The 14,403-nt window shown below is 67.0% G+C and carries 13 protein-coding genes and 1 pseudogene; all 14 read right to left on the bottom strand.

All coding sequences use genetic code 11. From position 1 onward, the window contains the following. Window positions 1-2,553, bottom strand: a 2,553-nt coding sequence (locus tag QH168_RS07045; RefSeq protein ID WP_280233669.1) for an NAD-glutamate dehydrogenase domain-containing protein, incomplete at its 3' end; no start/stop codon positions are given. A gap of 126 nt (window positions 2,554-2,679) precedes the next feature. After that, entirely contained in the window at window positions 2,680-3,426 is a 747-nt protein-coding gene (locus QH168_RS07040) for a hypothetical protein (protein ID WP_280233668.1), read from the bottom strand. 10 nt (window positions 3,427-3,436) lie between these two features. After that, on the bottom strand, window positions 3,437-4,510 hold the full coding sequence (locus QH168_RS07035) for a discoidin domain-containing protein (protein WP_280233667.1): 1,074 nt from the start codon (window positions 4,508-4,510) through the stop codon (window positions 3,437-3,439). 76 nt (window positions 4,511-4,586) lie between these two features. Then, the gene (locus QH168_RS07030) at window positions 4,587-4,820 is read right to left on the bottom strand and encodes a helix-turn-helix domain-containing protein (protein WP_280233666.1); all 234 of its coding nucleotides are present in this window, start codon (window positions 4,818-4,820) and stop codon (window positions 4,587-4,589) included. Between the two features lie 129 nt (window positions 4,821-4,949). Next, the gene (gene eccE, locus QH168_RS07025) at window positions 4,950-6,665 is read right to left on the bottom strand and encodes a type VII secretion protein EccE (RefSeq protein WP_280233665.1); all 1,716 of its coding nucleotides are present in this window, start codon (window positions 6,663-6,665) and stop codon (window positions 4,950-4,952) included. After that, window positions 6,662-8,026 carry a type VII secretion-associated serine protease mycosin gene (gene mycP / locus QH168_RS07020; protein WP_280233664.1) on the bottom strand — a complete coding sequence of 455 codons (1,365 nt, stop codon included), beginning with the start codon at window positions 8,024-8,026 and terminating at the stop codon, window positions 6,662-6,664. Before mycP ends, eccE begins: the two co-directional genes overlap by 4 nt. Further along, entirely contained in the window at window positions 8,026-9,564 is a 1,539-nt protein-coding gene (gene eccD / locus QH168_RS07015; protein WP_280233662.1) for a type VII secretion integral membrane protein EccD, read from the bottom strand. Before eccD ends, mycP begins: the two co-directional genes overlap by 1 nt. Continuing rightward, entirely contained in the window at window positions 9,561-11,024 is a 1,464-nt protein-coding gene (locus QH168_RS07010) for a MinD/ParA family ATP-binding protein (protein ID WP_280233660.1), read from the bottom strand. Before QH168_RS07010 ends, eccD begins: the two co-directional genes overlap by 4 nt. A 34-nt stretch (window positions 11,025-11,058) precedes the next feature. Then, window positions 11,059-11,937 carry an ESX secretion-associated protein EspG gene (locus QH168_RS07005; RefSeq protein WP_280233659.1) on the bottom strand — a complete coding sequence of 293 codons (879 nt, stop codon included), beginning with the start codon at window positions 11,935-11,937 and terminating at the stop codon, window positions 11,059-11,061. A gap of 17 nt (window positions 11,938-11,954) precedes the next feature. Beyond that, window positions 11,955-12,257 (bottom strand): hypothetical protein, encoded by a 303-nt coding sequence (locus tag QH168_RS07000; RefSeq protein WP_280233658.1) that lies wholly within the window; start codon window positions 12,255-12,257, stop codon window positions 11,955-11,957. 40 nt (window positions 12,258-12,297) lie between these two features. Further along, window positions 12,298-12,609: a hypothetical protein gene (locus tag QH168_RS06995; RefSeq protein ID WP_280233657.1), complete on the bottom strand. Its 312-nt coding sequence runs from the start codon at window positions 12,607-12,609 to the stop codon at window positions 12,298-12,300. A 28-nt stretch (window positions 12,610-12,637) separates the two neighbouring features. Then, on the bottom strand, window positions 12,638-13,138 hold the full coding sequence (locus tag QH168_RS06990; RefSeq protein WP_280233656.1) for a hypothetical protein: 501 nt from the start codon (window positions 13,136-13,138) through the stop codon (window positions 12,638-12,640). Window positions 13,139-13,486: 348 nt separating this feature from the next. Then, window positions 13,487-13,963 (bottom strand): annotated as a pseudogene (locus QH168_RS27680) (PPE domain-containing protein); the annotation flags it as partial. Window positions 13,964-13,993: 30 nt separating this feature from the next. Further along, a complete protein-coding gene (locus tag QH168_RS06985; RefSeq protein WP_280233654.1) occupies window positions 13,994-14,314 on the bottom strand; it encodes a PE domain-containing protein in 321 nt (106 codons plus the stop codon). Window positions 14,315-14,403 lie beyond the last annotated feature (89 nt).

Raw genomic sequence — 14,403 nt, 5'->3', positions numbered from 1 at the left:
CACCGCCTGAGCCTTCACCAAACCCAGAATCTCGGTACGGAAATCCTCCAACCGATCCGACCACCGCAAACCACCACGCGCCACCGCACCGAACCGCAGATGCACACCCTCCACCCGCGGCGAATACACGAAGATCTCGAAACGCGGACGGGGTTTCGGCAGTTCGGCGATCGCCTGCGGATCGAACTTGAACGACAGATAGCTCGGCGCGACACCGTTGTGATCGCGGCGGAAGTAGTTGGTGCGCAGTGTCGCGGTGATCAACTCCAGTACCGCACGCAGGATGCGGTCGGTGTCCAGGCTGACCACCGCGTCGATCTCCGCGCGCAGGCGCTCGGAGATGGCGCCGATCCGTTCCTCGGACTCCTGGCCCGCCGAATCCGGATCGAAGTAGGCGTCGAACAATTCGATGAATGCCGCCGCCAGCGCCGGATGCGCCAGCAGCACGCGGGTGATGTTGCCGAAGGTGTAGGCGAATCCGGCCTGCTGCAAGTACTTCGCATAGGCCCGCAGCACCGCGATCTGCCGCCAGTGCACACCCGCGCGAAGGACCAGCTCGTTGAGGCCGTCCACCTCGGCGTCGCCGAACCACATGGCCGCGAACGCCGCCGGGAAACGCTGCCGGATACCGGTGGCCTGCTCCCCGCCGGGGGCCAGCAGATCCGCCTCCATCTCGGTGTCGAGCGAATCGCGCAGCAGCGAGGCGGGCACGTGCAGAGCGAAATCATAGATCCAGCGCAGTGAACCGTCCGCGCGCGCGATCCGGTACGGGCGCTCGTCGACCACCTCGACCCCGAGGCTGTGCAGCACCGGCAACACCCGACTCAGCGACACACCGGCGCCCGCGACATAGAGGGTGAACCGCCACTCCCCCGACGGCGCGTCGGGCAGCCGGTACAACGTCGTATCGATTTCACCGTCGCCGAGGCGCTCCAGCCTGCGCAGATCCGCCAGCGCCCGATCGGCGCCGAACTCCTGCTGGTAGCTCGCCGGGAACGCGTTGGCGTAATCGGTCGCGACCGCCCTGGTGACACCGGGGACACCCGCAGCGGCCTCCGCCACCCGGTCCGACCAGGTGCGCGTCGTGGCGAACAGGATGTCCTGCACACGTTCGCGATTGGCCTCGGACATATCCGCCGCCGCACCCGATGCACGATGCACCGTGAAGTACACGACCGCCAGCTCCGATTCGGTGACCCTGGCCGAATAGCTGATCTGATCTCCGGCGAACTCCGCGAGCAGGATGTCCTGCATCCGCAACCGGACCTCGGTGGAGTACCGGTCACGTGGCATGTAGACCAGCGAGTAGATCGCGCCGCTGCGCGCGTCCTGGCGCAGGAACAGCCGGATCTGGCGCCGCAGCCCGAGATTCATGACCGCGGAAACGGTTTCGAAGAGTCGGCGCGCGTCGGTGGAGAACAGCTCGACCCGCGGGAAGGTCTGCATCACCTCGAGCATTCCCTGGCCGGAGAACGAGTTCAGTTCGAACCCGGCCCATTCGATGACCTGATGCACCCGGCGCGAGATGACCGGGATGTCGAGGATGTTCTCGTGCAGTGCGGTCACCGTGAAGGTGCCGACGAACACGTGCTCACCCTTGACCGCCGCGACGGTATCGCCGGAAGCCCCCGCCCCGCCGGGATCGGTGGTGGCGTATTCGGCGACGCTGATGAAGTACAGATCCCGTGAACCCGGGATCAACGAGTCCACCGTGCCATTGGCCAGCCGCAGCACCGGACGCTTCGCGCCGAGCACCGGAACCGGGATCTCGGCGCCGGAACCATCGCGCAGCACACCGAGTCCGGTGCCCGGCACCTGCCACATGCCGAATTCGGCGTCCGGGGTCGGGCTGGTGCGGCGCATCCGGTAGTCGCTGTAGCCGAGCACCGTGAAATGACCGTCGGCCAGCCAGCGCAGCAGCTGCGCGCATTCGGAGATCTCGGCGTCATCGGCCCATTCCGCGGTGCGGTCGAGCCGATCGGCCAGGGTGGTCAACGATTCGACCATGGCGGGCGTGTCATCGGTGACCGAGCGCAGATCGCTGAGCACCTGCGGCAGTGCCTGTTCGATCCGGTCCAGCGTCTCATCGGTGACGGCCGGATCGAGCTGCACATGGATCCACGACTCGGGGTAGCTGAGCGCGTCGGTCTGCTCGCGGCGGGCGCCGTCGCCATCGCGCGCGGCGATCGCACGCAGTGCGCCCGCTTCGTCCCTGGTGACGTCGAAGACCGGGTGCACGACCTCGGCCACGGTGGCGCCGAGACGATGCAGCGCCGAGGTGACCGATTCGACCAGCAGCGGCATATCGTCGTTGACGATCTGGAGGGCGAGCCCGAGTCCGCAATCGTCGTCGGCGCGGTAGACCCTGGTCGAGACCGTGCCCGGCGCGCGATGCGCGGCCAGTTGCAGATGGTGGCGCAGGATATGGCTCGCGCGGTCGGTGATGGTCAGGGTGGTCGAATCGGGTCGGATCCAGCGGAAGTAGGCCGGCTCCAGCTCGGTCGGATCACCCCTGAACTGTGTCGCATCCATCGCGTTCTGTGTGGTTGTCACCGTTGACCTGCGCCTTCCGCCATCGTCCAGTCGGGTACCGAGCAAGAGAAATACGTTGTTCAACGTACCGTTATTCAACGGTACATTAATTAGAGGTTTATAGCTCGCCGTTCGCGAGATCCGCGGTCACGGGAGCAGGCCCGAGCGCGACAGGAATGTCCGCGCCGCCGCCACACCGGCGAAAGTGCCGCTGTCGAGCAACAATCCGGTGCTCGGGTTGGCGTACTGCACAGCGGCCGACGGGCTCACGGCCGCGAACACCGCGCCATCGGTCACCACCGTCGCACCCGCCGCCCGCCACTGGCCGACGGTCTCGTTCAAGGTGGTTCGCGGCACCACCCGAGCGTGGAAGATCAGATCCCGTTTCGCGGTGATCGCACCGGCCAGCATCGGGTCGGCCGCGCCGATGACGCAGCGCTCGACGGCCGCGCCCGCATCCGTCATCGGCTGACAGGACGCAGCCGTTCGCAAGGGCGCCGGCAGCGCCGTCGTCACCGATCCCATGGGGATTCCGGTGGGTGGCGTTATCGAGAACGAGCACGATTTGATCAGGAAGAAGCCGAGCACGAGCATCACCCCGAGCACGGCCGCCACGGCCTGCCATTGCCAGCGCGGATGCGGTACGTGGGCGACCGCATGCTCGACCGCCTCGGCCTCCTTGCGTACCACCGCCGCGTCGTCGCGGACGACCTCGCCGAACTTGCGCAGCGCGGTGCCGATCATGGCCACGGGGGTGGGCTCGGGCGCCGTCGCCGGTTCGGGTCGCGGCGTCGTCTGCGCACCGGCCGCGGCCAATGGCGCACCGCAGTTCATGCATTTGCCGTGCCCAGCGGTGTCACGGTGGGAGCAGTACTGACAGATCAGCGCGGACACGGTGACACTCTCACCGCCCGGTGATGACGATGGAGGAGATCGCGGTCGTATTGACCGAGGACTCGCCGGCCGATTCCAGCACGGTCAGCACGATCTCCGAGGCCTGGATCGGCGGGTCGATCTTGGTCTCCACCAGCGTGCGCTGATCGAGGGTCTCCTGGGTGTACACCGTGGCGTCCTCGTCGTCGAACTGGTACGACACCCGACTGACCGTGCGGTTCTTCGCCCACTGGTCGACGCCGTCGGTGCCCACATGATCCCAGCCGGGCACGATCGCGATCGAGTCGATCTCGTAGGTCTTTCCCAGATCGATGCGCATGATCTGACCATCGACCTGGTACGCGCGCGCACATGACCAGGCCTTACCCGGTTCACCGGAGAAGGCGTCCATCGCGTCGGTACCGCCGGGCGGACACTGCGATACCGCCGAACGCACCTCGATGACACTGCCAGGGGCCGGACCGGTCGGCACCGGCTCGGACGCGGTGGTTGCGGGCTGGGTGAGCACCTGCGGCTGACTCGGCTGCTGCTCCCCGCCACCGCTGACCACCAGTACGAACACCAGCAAGAGGGCCAGCGCGGCAGCCACCGCGAGGGCCACTTTGGGCTTGCGCAGCTGTGTCACCAGGTCACGAGCGAACTGATCCGCGCCACCGCCACGGCTACCGGCCGCATGGGGCGGACGTTCGGCGGCGGTAGGTGCCTCGGTGCGTTGTGCGTCCTCTCCGGCAGCTTCACGCAGCCGCGACGCTGGCACGCCCGCGTAGTCCGAGCCCAGCTCCGACCGTGAGCCGGTATCCGGTGACTCGCCGTTCAGTAGCGCGTTGATTCGATCGCTCGCGCTGGTCCCGCCCCCGCGCTGACGTGCTCCGGCCCCACTCGACGAGGCTTGCGCCGCGGACGCGGCGATCGCCGCCATGAGTTCTGGATCGGGTGTGTTGCCAGATGGCGCCGCGGCTGCTGATGCCGGACGATCCGCGACCGTACCTCCGCCGGATGACCCGAGCGCGGGATCGGACAGCAAAGCATCCAGCACCGCGCCGCGGTTTCGAAGGAAGACATCTCCCGGATCCTCGGCGGGCATGCGTCGGATGGTAGCCGGGCCGGGGCACTCGACGAGCCCGCGCTATTCCCGACACCGAGAACAGCGCGTGGGCCGGCTACTTGTCGGCGGTGACGAAATATTCAGGCGGAACGTCGAATACCCGCGCCAAGGCGATGATGAGGTCCAGCCGTGGGATCGCCTGCCCGTGGATGAGCCGGTACAGCCCCGACTGGGACACCGGCACATCCGGGTAGGCCAGTTCCAGGTGCTGCGCGAGCGAGTACAACGTCAGCGACCGGGTGGATCCGTCGTCGGTGGATACCACCGACTCCGCGATCAGCTCCGACAACTTACTGGAAAATATCGCCGCCGCGGACTGCCTCGGAGTGAGTTCGTCCGCGTCGTTCGACTGAGGGGAGGATTCGACATCCGACCGGGAGTCCGCTGCCACGATCTGCGACCTTACCGTCTCCACGGATCATCCGACACGACGACCACCTGGTGGGGCGAGCAAGGCCACTTCCGAACCCGCCTGCGGCCCGGCCGGGGCGGGTGCGTCGGGGGCATCGAGGTAGCGGGTTTCACCCCGCGGTTCGATCAGATCCACCCGCACCCGACGCATCGGAATACTGACATCCACGGCCGTGGCACTCACCTGATCGATCGCCAGATCGGCGGCCCGCCTACGCGGCACGCCCGGATCGGAGATGGTGACGGTCGTCTGCGCCGCGGACGCGTGCGCGGGCACCTGATCGAATACGGCGATGGTCGCCGAAGAAGAAGCACCCGAGCCGTTGTCGCGGCCTTGACCATCCCCGGCCAACCGCATCGTCGAGGGGTCTCCGACGGCCGACACGAGCTGGCGCCACCGCTGCGGCCGGTCGGTATGGATCTCCACTTCCGCACCCACCACGGTCGCGCGCAGCAGTATCTGCTGAGCCACCGCCAACTGCGCACGGACATCGATCGAGCGTCTGCGCGGGTTGTACCGCGCGGGATCGAACAACGGCAGCGCCAGCGTATGCCGCGGCTGCCCACTGACCGCACCGAGGATCTGACCACTCGGCCCGATCGCGATGGGCAGCTCCCACAGCTGATCCACCGTCGCGACATCACTGCCGGTCTCATCGGCGGGCAGGTCGTCGACCGACAGACCACCCGGCAGCGAAGCCAGCAGCGCGCTCGCCTGGCGACCGGAGACCAGTCGCAGATAGTCGGGGAGGTCCTTGGGGTCTACAGCGGGACCGATGAAACGGACGAGGGCGCGTGGACCGTTGTCGGCGGTCAGACTCACCACCAGCGTGGTGCGCCCGCTGTTCCACGACCAGCAGTCGTCGAGCCCCGCACCGTCGAGTCGGGTCCAGTCGATGAGATAGCTGGTCACACAGCGGCCGGGAGCCGATGATTCCAGCCTGCGCCACGTCTCACGCAGATCGGAGAGTTCGACACCGGCGTGCAGCAGCCGGGAGGCGTCGGAGAGGGCTCCGGCAGGTAGTGCGTGCGCTTGGATACCACGTTCACGCAAACGACCCGCGATGCGTAGCGCCGCCGCCGCCAGCGCTTTCGGCGCTACCACCGAGCACGGCCCGCGCCGGGCCAGCAGATCGAGGTTGCGTTCCTGATCCAATCGGACCACCAACCAGGTGAGCCGGTCCCCGACGACGGCGTGGGTGCCGATCAGCTGGTCGTAGAGCATGCTGTAGCTGCCGGTGGGCCGCACTCGCTGACCGGTGGTGACGATGTCGATATCCACCGCGATGCCGTAGTGGTCGAGCAACGGGATCAGCGCGTCGACCGGGACGGTGTCCTCGGTGTAGATGGTCTTGTCCGCGATGACCGTCGGCAGGTCGAGGTCGGGCGCGAGCTGGATCATCGCGATCAGAGTGGAACCCGAGGTGCGGACGCCGCAGATCCCGCTGGGCGTGGACACGTCCCGCAGCTCCGACACCGCGTCGAGCGCCGCCGCGCGCCCCGCACGGCCGAACCGGTATTCGACCCAATCCAGTAACCAGCGCACAGTGGTACGGCCGTTGACGCGCACGGTGACCGTCACCAGCAATACGGTGACCACACAGGCGCCGACCCACCACGGCGTGTGCACGGACAGCGCCACCAGGGCGGGGCTGCCGCCGACGGCGAGCACCGCGAACGGAACGCGTTCGGCACCGCCGACGCGAACACTGGGGAATCTCAACGCCGCCTCCGGGTCGCGTTGCCTGCGTATGTCGCCGCGGCTCCGAGGAGTACCGCGACCAATACGACCACCGTCGCCGTCACCGCCGGACGCGCATCGTCGGCCCGGGGCGGATCGGGCATCTGTAGCGGTCCGGCCTGGAACAATCCGGCGGGCGGCTTCGGCGGTGTGCGGTAGGACAGCGCGGCCATCGGGTCGATCATCCCGGCACCGACGGCATTGTCGATCCCGCGGGCCGGTTCATGCGCCGCGGCTTGCAGCCGCGCGATGATCTCGGCGGGCGTCTCGTTGGGGAAGCGTGAACGCAGCAGCGCCGCGACGCCGCTGACGTAGGCGGCGGCGAACGAGGCACCGGCCACCGGTACCAGTTTCCCGGGTTCGCCGACGCCGTTGATCAGGCCGGTTCCGCCGGGACCCAGTGACTCGATACCGGTACCGGGCGCGGAAACCGACACCCACGGGCCGGTCAGGGAATCCGGCATCGGTGTGCCGGTCGCGGTGCTGAAGCCGACGGTCAACACCGTCGGGCTGTACCAGCCGGGTGTCGAGATGGTCTTCACTCCGGACCAGTTCCGTTCGTCGGCGGGGTTGCCAGGATTGACTCCGGGGTTCTGCGTGCAGCCGCTGGTACCCGCGTTCCCCGCCCCCGCCACGATCAGCGCACCACGGACCTGAGTGGCGTATCCGACGGCAGCGGCGAGCATCGCATGATCGACGGGTGCGTCGACCGGCACACAGATCGGCAGTGACACGGTGATCACACCCGCTCCCAGGTTCGCGGCGCGCACGATCGCCCGCGCCATATTGCGGACCTCGAGTGCGAGTTCCTGCCCCTGCCCCTGCCCGGAGTTGGTGGGGAACTCGGATCGGAACGCCCCCGAGCGGTAGCGGATGGAGATGATCCTGGCTTCCGGCGCCACACCACCGAACGCATCGGCGGGATCGGGGCTCGCGCCGATGATGCCAGCGACAAGTGTGCCGTGCGCATCGCAGTCGGAGAGCCCGTCGCCGCCAGCGGTGACGTAGTCGCCGCCGCCGACCACCGTCGGCAGCCGCGGGTTCGGCTGCACTCCGGTATCGACCACGGCGACAGTCACGCCCGAGCCGCGACTCAACGCCCTCGCCGCCGCCAGATCCAGCGCCAGATCCGGCGGCGGTACCTGGGACAGGTCGCTGTCGGGCAGTACCCCGGTCGCCAGACAGGCCATGTTCTGCTTGGTGGGAAACTCCGGGCCCGGCGGATCATCCGGTGGCGGCGGTCCGGCGACCACCTCCGGTGGTTGCACGGCGGCAGCCGGTCCGGCCGCGATCGCCAGCATGAGCCCGACGAGGCCCGCTACCGCGACACGTCCGATCTTCATCAGATCGCCCGCATCGCGGTGTAGATGCCCATGATCCAGAAGGCGATGATCGGCACGACCAGGATGTGGGCGTATTCGATGAGGTCGATGACGCGTCGGGTCGGCGGCGACAACCGTTTGCCCGGCAACCGCACCGCCGCAACACATCCCGCCATCGCGGCCACGGCGATCACCGCGACGACGACCAAACGCGCTGGTGCGGTCTGATACGCGCCGACCAGCACCCAGCCCACACCGATCACCGTCACCGCGGCGGCTGTCACCAACGCGATCGCCTGAACCAGATCCGGATACCAGCGTGACCGCAGCACCAGAACCACCGCTACCGCACCGGCCATGACGATCTCGCGGATCCCACCCGGGCTGACGGCGGCGGTGATCACCGCGCCGACCGCCAACACCGTGGAGATCGCGGCGATCAAGCCGCGCAGACTGGTCACCGCGAGCCGGGCCCTGCTCTCGATTCCGCGGTCGGCCTGCTCGGCCCGCTCGGCGTCGTCGGTTCGGTCCTGCTCACCGTCACCACCGGATTCGGCGTCGAAGATGCCGGTCAGCGTCGACGGTGCGACCTCGTTGCCGGGGTCGGGCAGGTCGGGCGGCCGGATCCGCGCGATCACCACCGCGAGCCGCGGCGCCAACGTGAGCAGGATCAGCCCGACGAACACCGCCCCACCCGACACCTGACGCATATGCAGATCCGAGTAGGTCAGCGGCAAGGCGGCAACGGTCAGCGATATGCCGAGCACGGTCACCGCCATCAATGTGGCGATACCGAGTCCGGTCAGCCGGATCATGGCCGCCGCGGAGACGGCGGCCACCACGGCCCCCGCCGCCACATTGGCCGCGGCGAACGGCCCCGGTTCACCGTAGGCGGGTGGGACGAGCATCGCCGCACCCGCGAACAGCAGTGGCAGCGCGGCCAGTGACAGACCGAGACAGATCCGCGCCGCGCCCTCGCGGCCCCGCGAACGCACCGCGGCACCCCAGCAGATCATCCCGAGCAACAGCGCGGGCAGGGCACACCACCACACCGACCCGGTGCGGGTCCACGACCATGACAGCAACGCGGCGATGGCGGTGGCGCCCGCACCGAGGACGGCCAATCCGACCGTGGCGGCGGCGCGCGCGTCGAATTCGGCGAACTCGCGCTCGTTGATCAAGGCCAAGGCATCGGTGATGTCCTCGACGACAGGGGTGAACACCTCGGCCGATTCGACCGCCGACAGCACAAGCACGGTGCCGTCGACGACATCATGGTCGGCCAGGGTGCGCCATCGCGGCATCGCCGGTTCACCCGGCCGCCCCAGGCTCCACTGCCCGGCCGCGGGCGTGAAATCGACGGTCTCGTCATCGATGGCCGCGGCCAGTACGACCAGCAGATCGTCGATGAACGTCTCGATGGTGAACTTGGTCGGGACCACCACATCGACCTGATAGGTCGCGATCAGTACCGCGATCCGAGCCCGCGCTACCTCGGCGGGCGGTTGCGCCCCATTCGCCGCAGCCGAACTCGACGGTGGCGCAACAGCAGTGGTCATCGCCACCCTCCGTGATGGCCGGGATCTCCGGCGAGATGAGTCGGGAAGTCATCGGCCAGCGCCGCGGCCAGCTCTTCGAACGCGAGCAGGGTCTCCTTCGCGACCAGGCGCAGATCGATCTCGCCGCCCTCGGCCAGATGCGGATCATAGGGCAGCGTGAAGGTGGGCCGCTGAGCCGTGGCGAAAAGGTTCTCGATGGCCTCGACGTCCACGGTCGGCTTGAGTGGCTGATGATGCACGATGGCGACGATCGATTTCGCGATCAGCCGATCGAGGCCGTGCGTGCTGAGCCAGTTGAGAGTCGCGACCGCACCGGTCACTCCACCCACCGTGGCCGGGGTGACCACCACGACCGCGTCACTGGTTTGCAGCACCGTCCTGGTGGCCGAGTCGAGCACTCCGGTACCGCAGTCGACCATCAGCAGGTTGTAATGGCGCCGCAGGATTTCCACACCGGTGCCGTACTCGGTGCCCGACAGCGCCTCGTTGGCTTCGGTGGTCCACGGCGAAGCGAGGACCGCGAGATTCGATGAATTGATCGACGTATAGGACTGCACCGCGGAGAACGCGGACAGATTGGGGTCACGAGCCAACTCACGCAGCGTGAGGCCGTACGGATGGCGGACGGTACGGGTGGACAGATCCCCGAAATCCGGATTGGCGTCGATGGCGACGACTCGGTCGGGGCGCAGACCCGCGAAGGTCGAGCCGAGCGCCGCCGTGGTGGTCGTACGGCCGACGCCGCCCTTCACACTCACCATCGCGATCTGATAGGTGCTGTTGAGCTGGCGCCTGATGCGGCCGCGGCGTTCCTCGGTCCGCTGTTCGGCGGGTGAGAGACCGAGCTTGAACCCCACCTTGTTCAGGGCACCGCGTACACCGCTGTTGGAACGCAGCTGAGCCTGATTCGCCGCTGAAATGTTGGACAGCAGCTCGATCGAGGTCAACGCGACCGGAAGCACTTCCACCCGGGAGTGATCGACATTGCCGGTGCCTATGCGATCGGGCACCCAATGCGGCTGGGCGCCGGCGGAGGGGTCGGGCTGGGCGCCGTCCACCGGAAAAGTCTGTGCCGGAGCAGGTCCCGGTTGAGTGGGCATGGCCTGGGCCTGCGCCTGATTCGTGGACGCGGGCCCCGGCGCGGGCGGGGCAGCCTGCGTCGGATCACTCGACGGCATCGACAGCGAGCTGATCGGCCCTGCCGTGGTCACCGATGGCGATGGCCCGGTCTCACCGGTTGCCGGTGGCGGGGCAGCAGCGACCGGCTGCGGTCCCGGTTCGGCCGGTTGCGGCGCCGACGCCGCGGGGGGTTGCGAAACGGAACCGGCGGAAGCACCAGGGCCGGGACCGGCGGCCGGATTCACCGGCCGGTCCAGCTGCTGGGCGAAATAGGCGTCATAGCCCCCGCGAGCCCGGGCAGGCTCGGCCGAATGACCGTTGGTGGTCGGTGCTCGGTTCATTTGTTCGTCCTCTCGAAAAGCTCACGTGGGACGGTCAATCGGTACGGGAGGTATCGAACCAACTGCGGCCGGGTAACAACTCGACCAGCGCCGCCACCGCGGCATGTACCGCAGCGTCGTCGCCGGGCAGATAAGTGCACCACAACCGACCGTCCATCGCGACGCTCGGTGTCACGACAATCCGCCCCGACGGAGTATCGAGCACATTAGCGCTCACCTTTGGCTCCGCCGTGCCTCCGTCGTGATACTCGAACATTACGATCTCGGTCCGGCGAACAACCTCGTTGTGCACCCGGCTGAGCACGCCGGCAGTGTGCCGGTGCGCGCCGAGCTCCAGCAACGCCTGACGGTGTTCGGACTGATCGGCGGGCATATCGTTGAGTTGTTCGGCAGTGGCCGTGAGCGGTTCGAATTGCGCCGCGGGGCAGGGCCCGACAGCTGCCGACACCGCGGCGGCAAGGGTCTCCAGACCGTCGCCCTCATGAAACACCGACTGGATGGTCACATGATCATCGTTGCGCGCCGCCAACACATGAGTGTCGCCCTGACGCACCAGCGACATTCGGAGCATCGCCTGCGATTCGCCGCCGAAACCGGTGTCGACCACCCGGACCGCCATTTCGGTATCCGGCCGGTACAGACACCGCAGCCACCGCGCCACCACGGGCAGTACGCGGCCGTCCTCGACGATGCCCGCCTCGGCGAGCTGGTCGAGGACGACCGCGTGAACACGTGCGTGGTCGTCTTCGTCGTAGATGTTGGGATGCAGGGCCAGCACCAGCGGATAGGATTCGATACCGACCAGCGATTGCAGCACCAACGCCGCGTCGACGTTCAGATCGACGACGATCGGATCGAGATCGTCGTCCTCATCCGTCTCGGCGACCAGTGACTCCTGCGAGAAGTTGACCACGATTGTGCGGGGCTCCGTCAGAGGCCAAGAATGGCATCGTACTTGGCGGCTTCAATCTTGTCGCGGGTGTGCGTTGTTCCGCCGATACCGGTCACGCTGACAACTGTCTTGTTCAGATCCGTGAGCGCCTGATCGTATGCGTCAACCCTTCGGGTGAACTCCTTCTGGAAGAGGTCGTTCGAGCTACCGGCCTCGCCTTGGAACGCCGAGCTCACCAGGTTGACCAGCGTCTTCCGCTCCCCGGCGTCGATATCCATCTGCCCCAGCAAGGCACTGGTCGCGCGCCCGAGTTCGTCGGCGCGTTCGTAATTATTGAGCATTTGTCATTCTTCCTTTCAAAAAATCGACCGACCGGTCGGCTCAGAAGTTGTAATCGCCCTTCGCGATCTGACCGGCGCCTTCCTGGGCGATGTTGTCCATCGCCGCGCCGTTCGCCTTCATGACGTCGGCGGCCTGCTGCAGAAAGTCTCGCAACTGCTGGCCTTTAGAAATCGCGTTGTTGAAGCTCGTCTGAATCGCGGTGCCGGTCGCCGAATTATTGACCGCCCCGCGGAACTGATCTTTGACGTTATCCAGCGCCGTGATATGACCGGACATGACGGAGACATGTCCATGGAACTTGTCACCGAACGCCTGCACATCCTCCGGTGCACCGGTGTACGAAATAGCCATTCTTCATTCCTTCCAGGTATGCCTGTACTCAGCCTCGGACTGGTTCGCCGAGGACTTCCTTGTGCTGCGACGTGGTGTCCTCGTCGTGGTATTCGATGACACCGATGGCCGGGGGTTTCTCCAGTTCGGGCACCTCCTGGGTTTCGCCTGGGGTGTAGACCGCGGCGGGCTTGCGCAACTCTTCGCGGTCGCGACGCCTGCGGCGTGTGTTGGGCGCGATCGCGCCGCGCGGTGGCATGTTGCGTGCGGGAGGCGCACCGCCTGCCGGAGGAAGCGCCCCGAAGGTGGCACCGGGAGCACGCAGTGTCCAGTTGGCCGGCATCCGGAATCCGGTGGCCGCGCCGGGCATACCGCCGATACCACCACGCGCCAGTCCGAGAGCGACCGAACTGCCCACGCCGCCGGTCAACCCATCCAGCGTCCTCGACCCCGGCGTGGTTCCGAAGTAGCCCATATCCGTCAGCGCAGGATCGATGGGCCCGTCGGGACCGTTGATCGGCAGCTCCCCGAGGGTTTCCGGACCGGTCATCGAGTCACCGGGTGGTAGCTGCCCCTCGCCCGGCAAACCGTCTGCCGGTCCACTGTTACCAGGCGTCGGCGTGGTGTCGGGTGTGCTGGGCGAACCAGTGCCGGGATCGGATGGCCCGGCGCTGCCGGGATCGGACGGCCCCCCACTGCCCGGATCACCCGGACGTGGGCTCGACGGTCCGGGGCCATCAGGTCCCCGGCCGCCGCTGGTATCACCAGGACCGCGACCGAAATCGTTTGCCGTCGAACCACCACCGCCTGGTAGCAGGTTCAGCGGATCACCGCCACCCCCAGCACCCGGGGCCACGATATGCGGCGCTGGCTCCGCGGGTGGGAGCACGGCGTTCGCTGCCGACGCCCCGGCGTAGGTGACCATCGTTCGTATCGCGGCCTCCGCCATGAGGGCATATTCCAACTCGTTGATCGCCATCGCGGCCATGCCCACCGCTGTGCCGGCCGAAGCCGCATAGGTGAGCGCTCGTGTCCGATTCGCGGCGATCGCCGCATAGTGTGGCATCGTGGTACGAGCCGCCTCGTACAGGTGAGCTTGAGTCATACAGCGCTCTGCGATCATGTCCGCGTGTTGAGCCTGTCGCCGAAGCCAACCTGCGTGCCGCCGATAGGCGGCGAGCGCCTTGTTCGCCGTGTCACCCTCCCAGGTATGCGCGAGGCTTGCGGCATGACTCTCCGTGCTCGATGCCGCGATGCGCAGTGTTTCAGCGATCCCGTGATAGGTATTCGAGGTACCTATCATGGGAAACGCCCCGGGGCCCGTGTGCAGCTTGTAGGAAATCCAGAACAGAGGATCCGCAGCGAAGATCGGCACAATGCCACCTCTTTCCGGTGTTTCTGCGCTCTATATGAAGGCCTGGCTGAGACTGGAGACTGTGCCACCCGAGGCGATGTCGGTGGCGGTGTACTCGACGGCAACCGGCTTCAGCACCTCACCTCCGTCGCGCCCCTTGAAGGCGCCGTCGCCGGTAACACCGAGAAAGTCCATGCCAGCGGCGTTGAATACTTCCTTCGCTGCACCGCTGACTTCGTCGAGGGCAGCGGGCATTGCTTGCGTCCCCGGCGCTTGGTGAATCAGCGCAGCCTCGAACGCGGACTGATCAAAACCCATGCCAGCACTGGTCAACAGCAGGTGCTCAGACGAGACATTAAGAGGGAGTGACATCGCATTACTCCAATCAGCGTCACGATCCGGACTCGGATCGAGCCCGGTTCTGAGTAGAACGGTAAATTATACCCAGCAGTGGGAAGTCT

Origin of the sequence: Nocardia cyriacigeorgica, from assembly GCF_029868385.1 — a bacterium.
GTDB classification, from domain to species: Bacteria; Actinomycetota; Actinomycetes; order Mycobacteriales; family Mycobacteriaceae; genus Nocardia; species Nocardia cyriacigeorgica_F.
The sequence above is the reverse complement of the archived record's forward strand: the minus strand, read 5'-3'. Positions and strand labels throughout refer to the sequence as shown.

Excerpts from the sequence above, each read along its gene's own strand:
- QH168_RS07000 (WP_280233658.1), bottom strand. The coding sequence starts at position 12,257 with ATGCTCAATAATTACGAACGCGCCGACGAACTCGGGCGCGCGACCAGT.
- QH168_RS06990 (WP_280233656.1), bottom strand. The coding sequence starts at position 13,138 with ATGACCGGTCCGGAAACCCTCGGGGAGCTGCCGATCAACGGTCCCGAC.
- QH168_RS06985 (WP_280233654.1), bottom strand. The coding sequence starts at position 14,314 with ATGTCACTCCCTCTTAATGTCTCGTCTGAGCACCTGCTGTTGACCAGT.
- eccD (WP_280233662.1), bottom strand. The coding sequence starts at position 9,564 with ATGACCACTGCTGTTGCGCCACCGTCGAGTTCGGCTGCGGCGAATGGG.
- mycP (WP_280233664.1), bottom strand. The coding sequence starts at position 8,026 with ATGAAGATCGGACGTGTCGCGGTAGCGGGCCTCGTCGGGCTCATGCTG.
- QH168_RS07035 (WP_280233667.1), bottom strand. The coding sequence starts at position 4,510 with ATGCCCGCCGAGGATCCGGGAGATGTCTTCCTTCGAAACCGCGGCGCG.
- QH168_RS07010 (WP_280233660.1), bottom strand. The coding sequence starts at position 11,024 with ATGAACCGAGCACCGACCACCAACGGTCATTCGGCCGAGCCTGCCCGG.
- QH168_RS06995 (WP_280233657.1), bottom strand. The coding sequence starts at position 12,609 with ATGGCTATTTCGTACACCGGTGCACCGGAGGATGTGCAGGCGTTCGGT.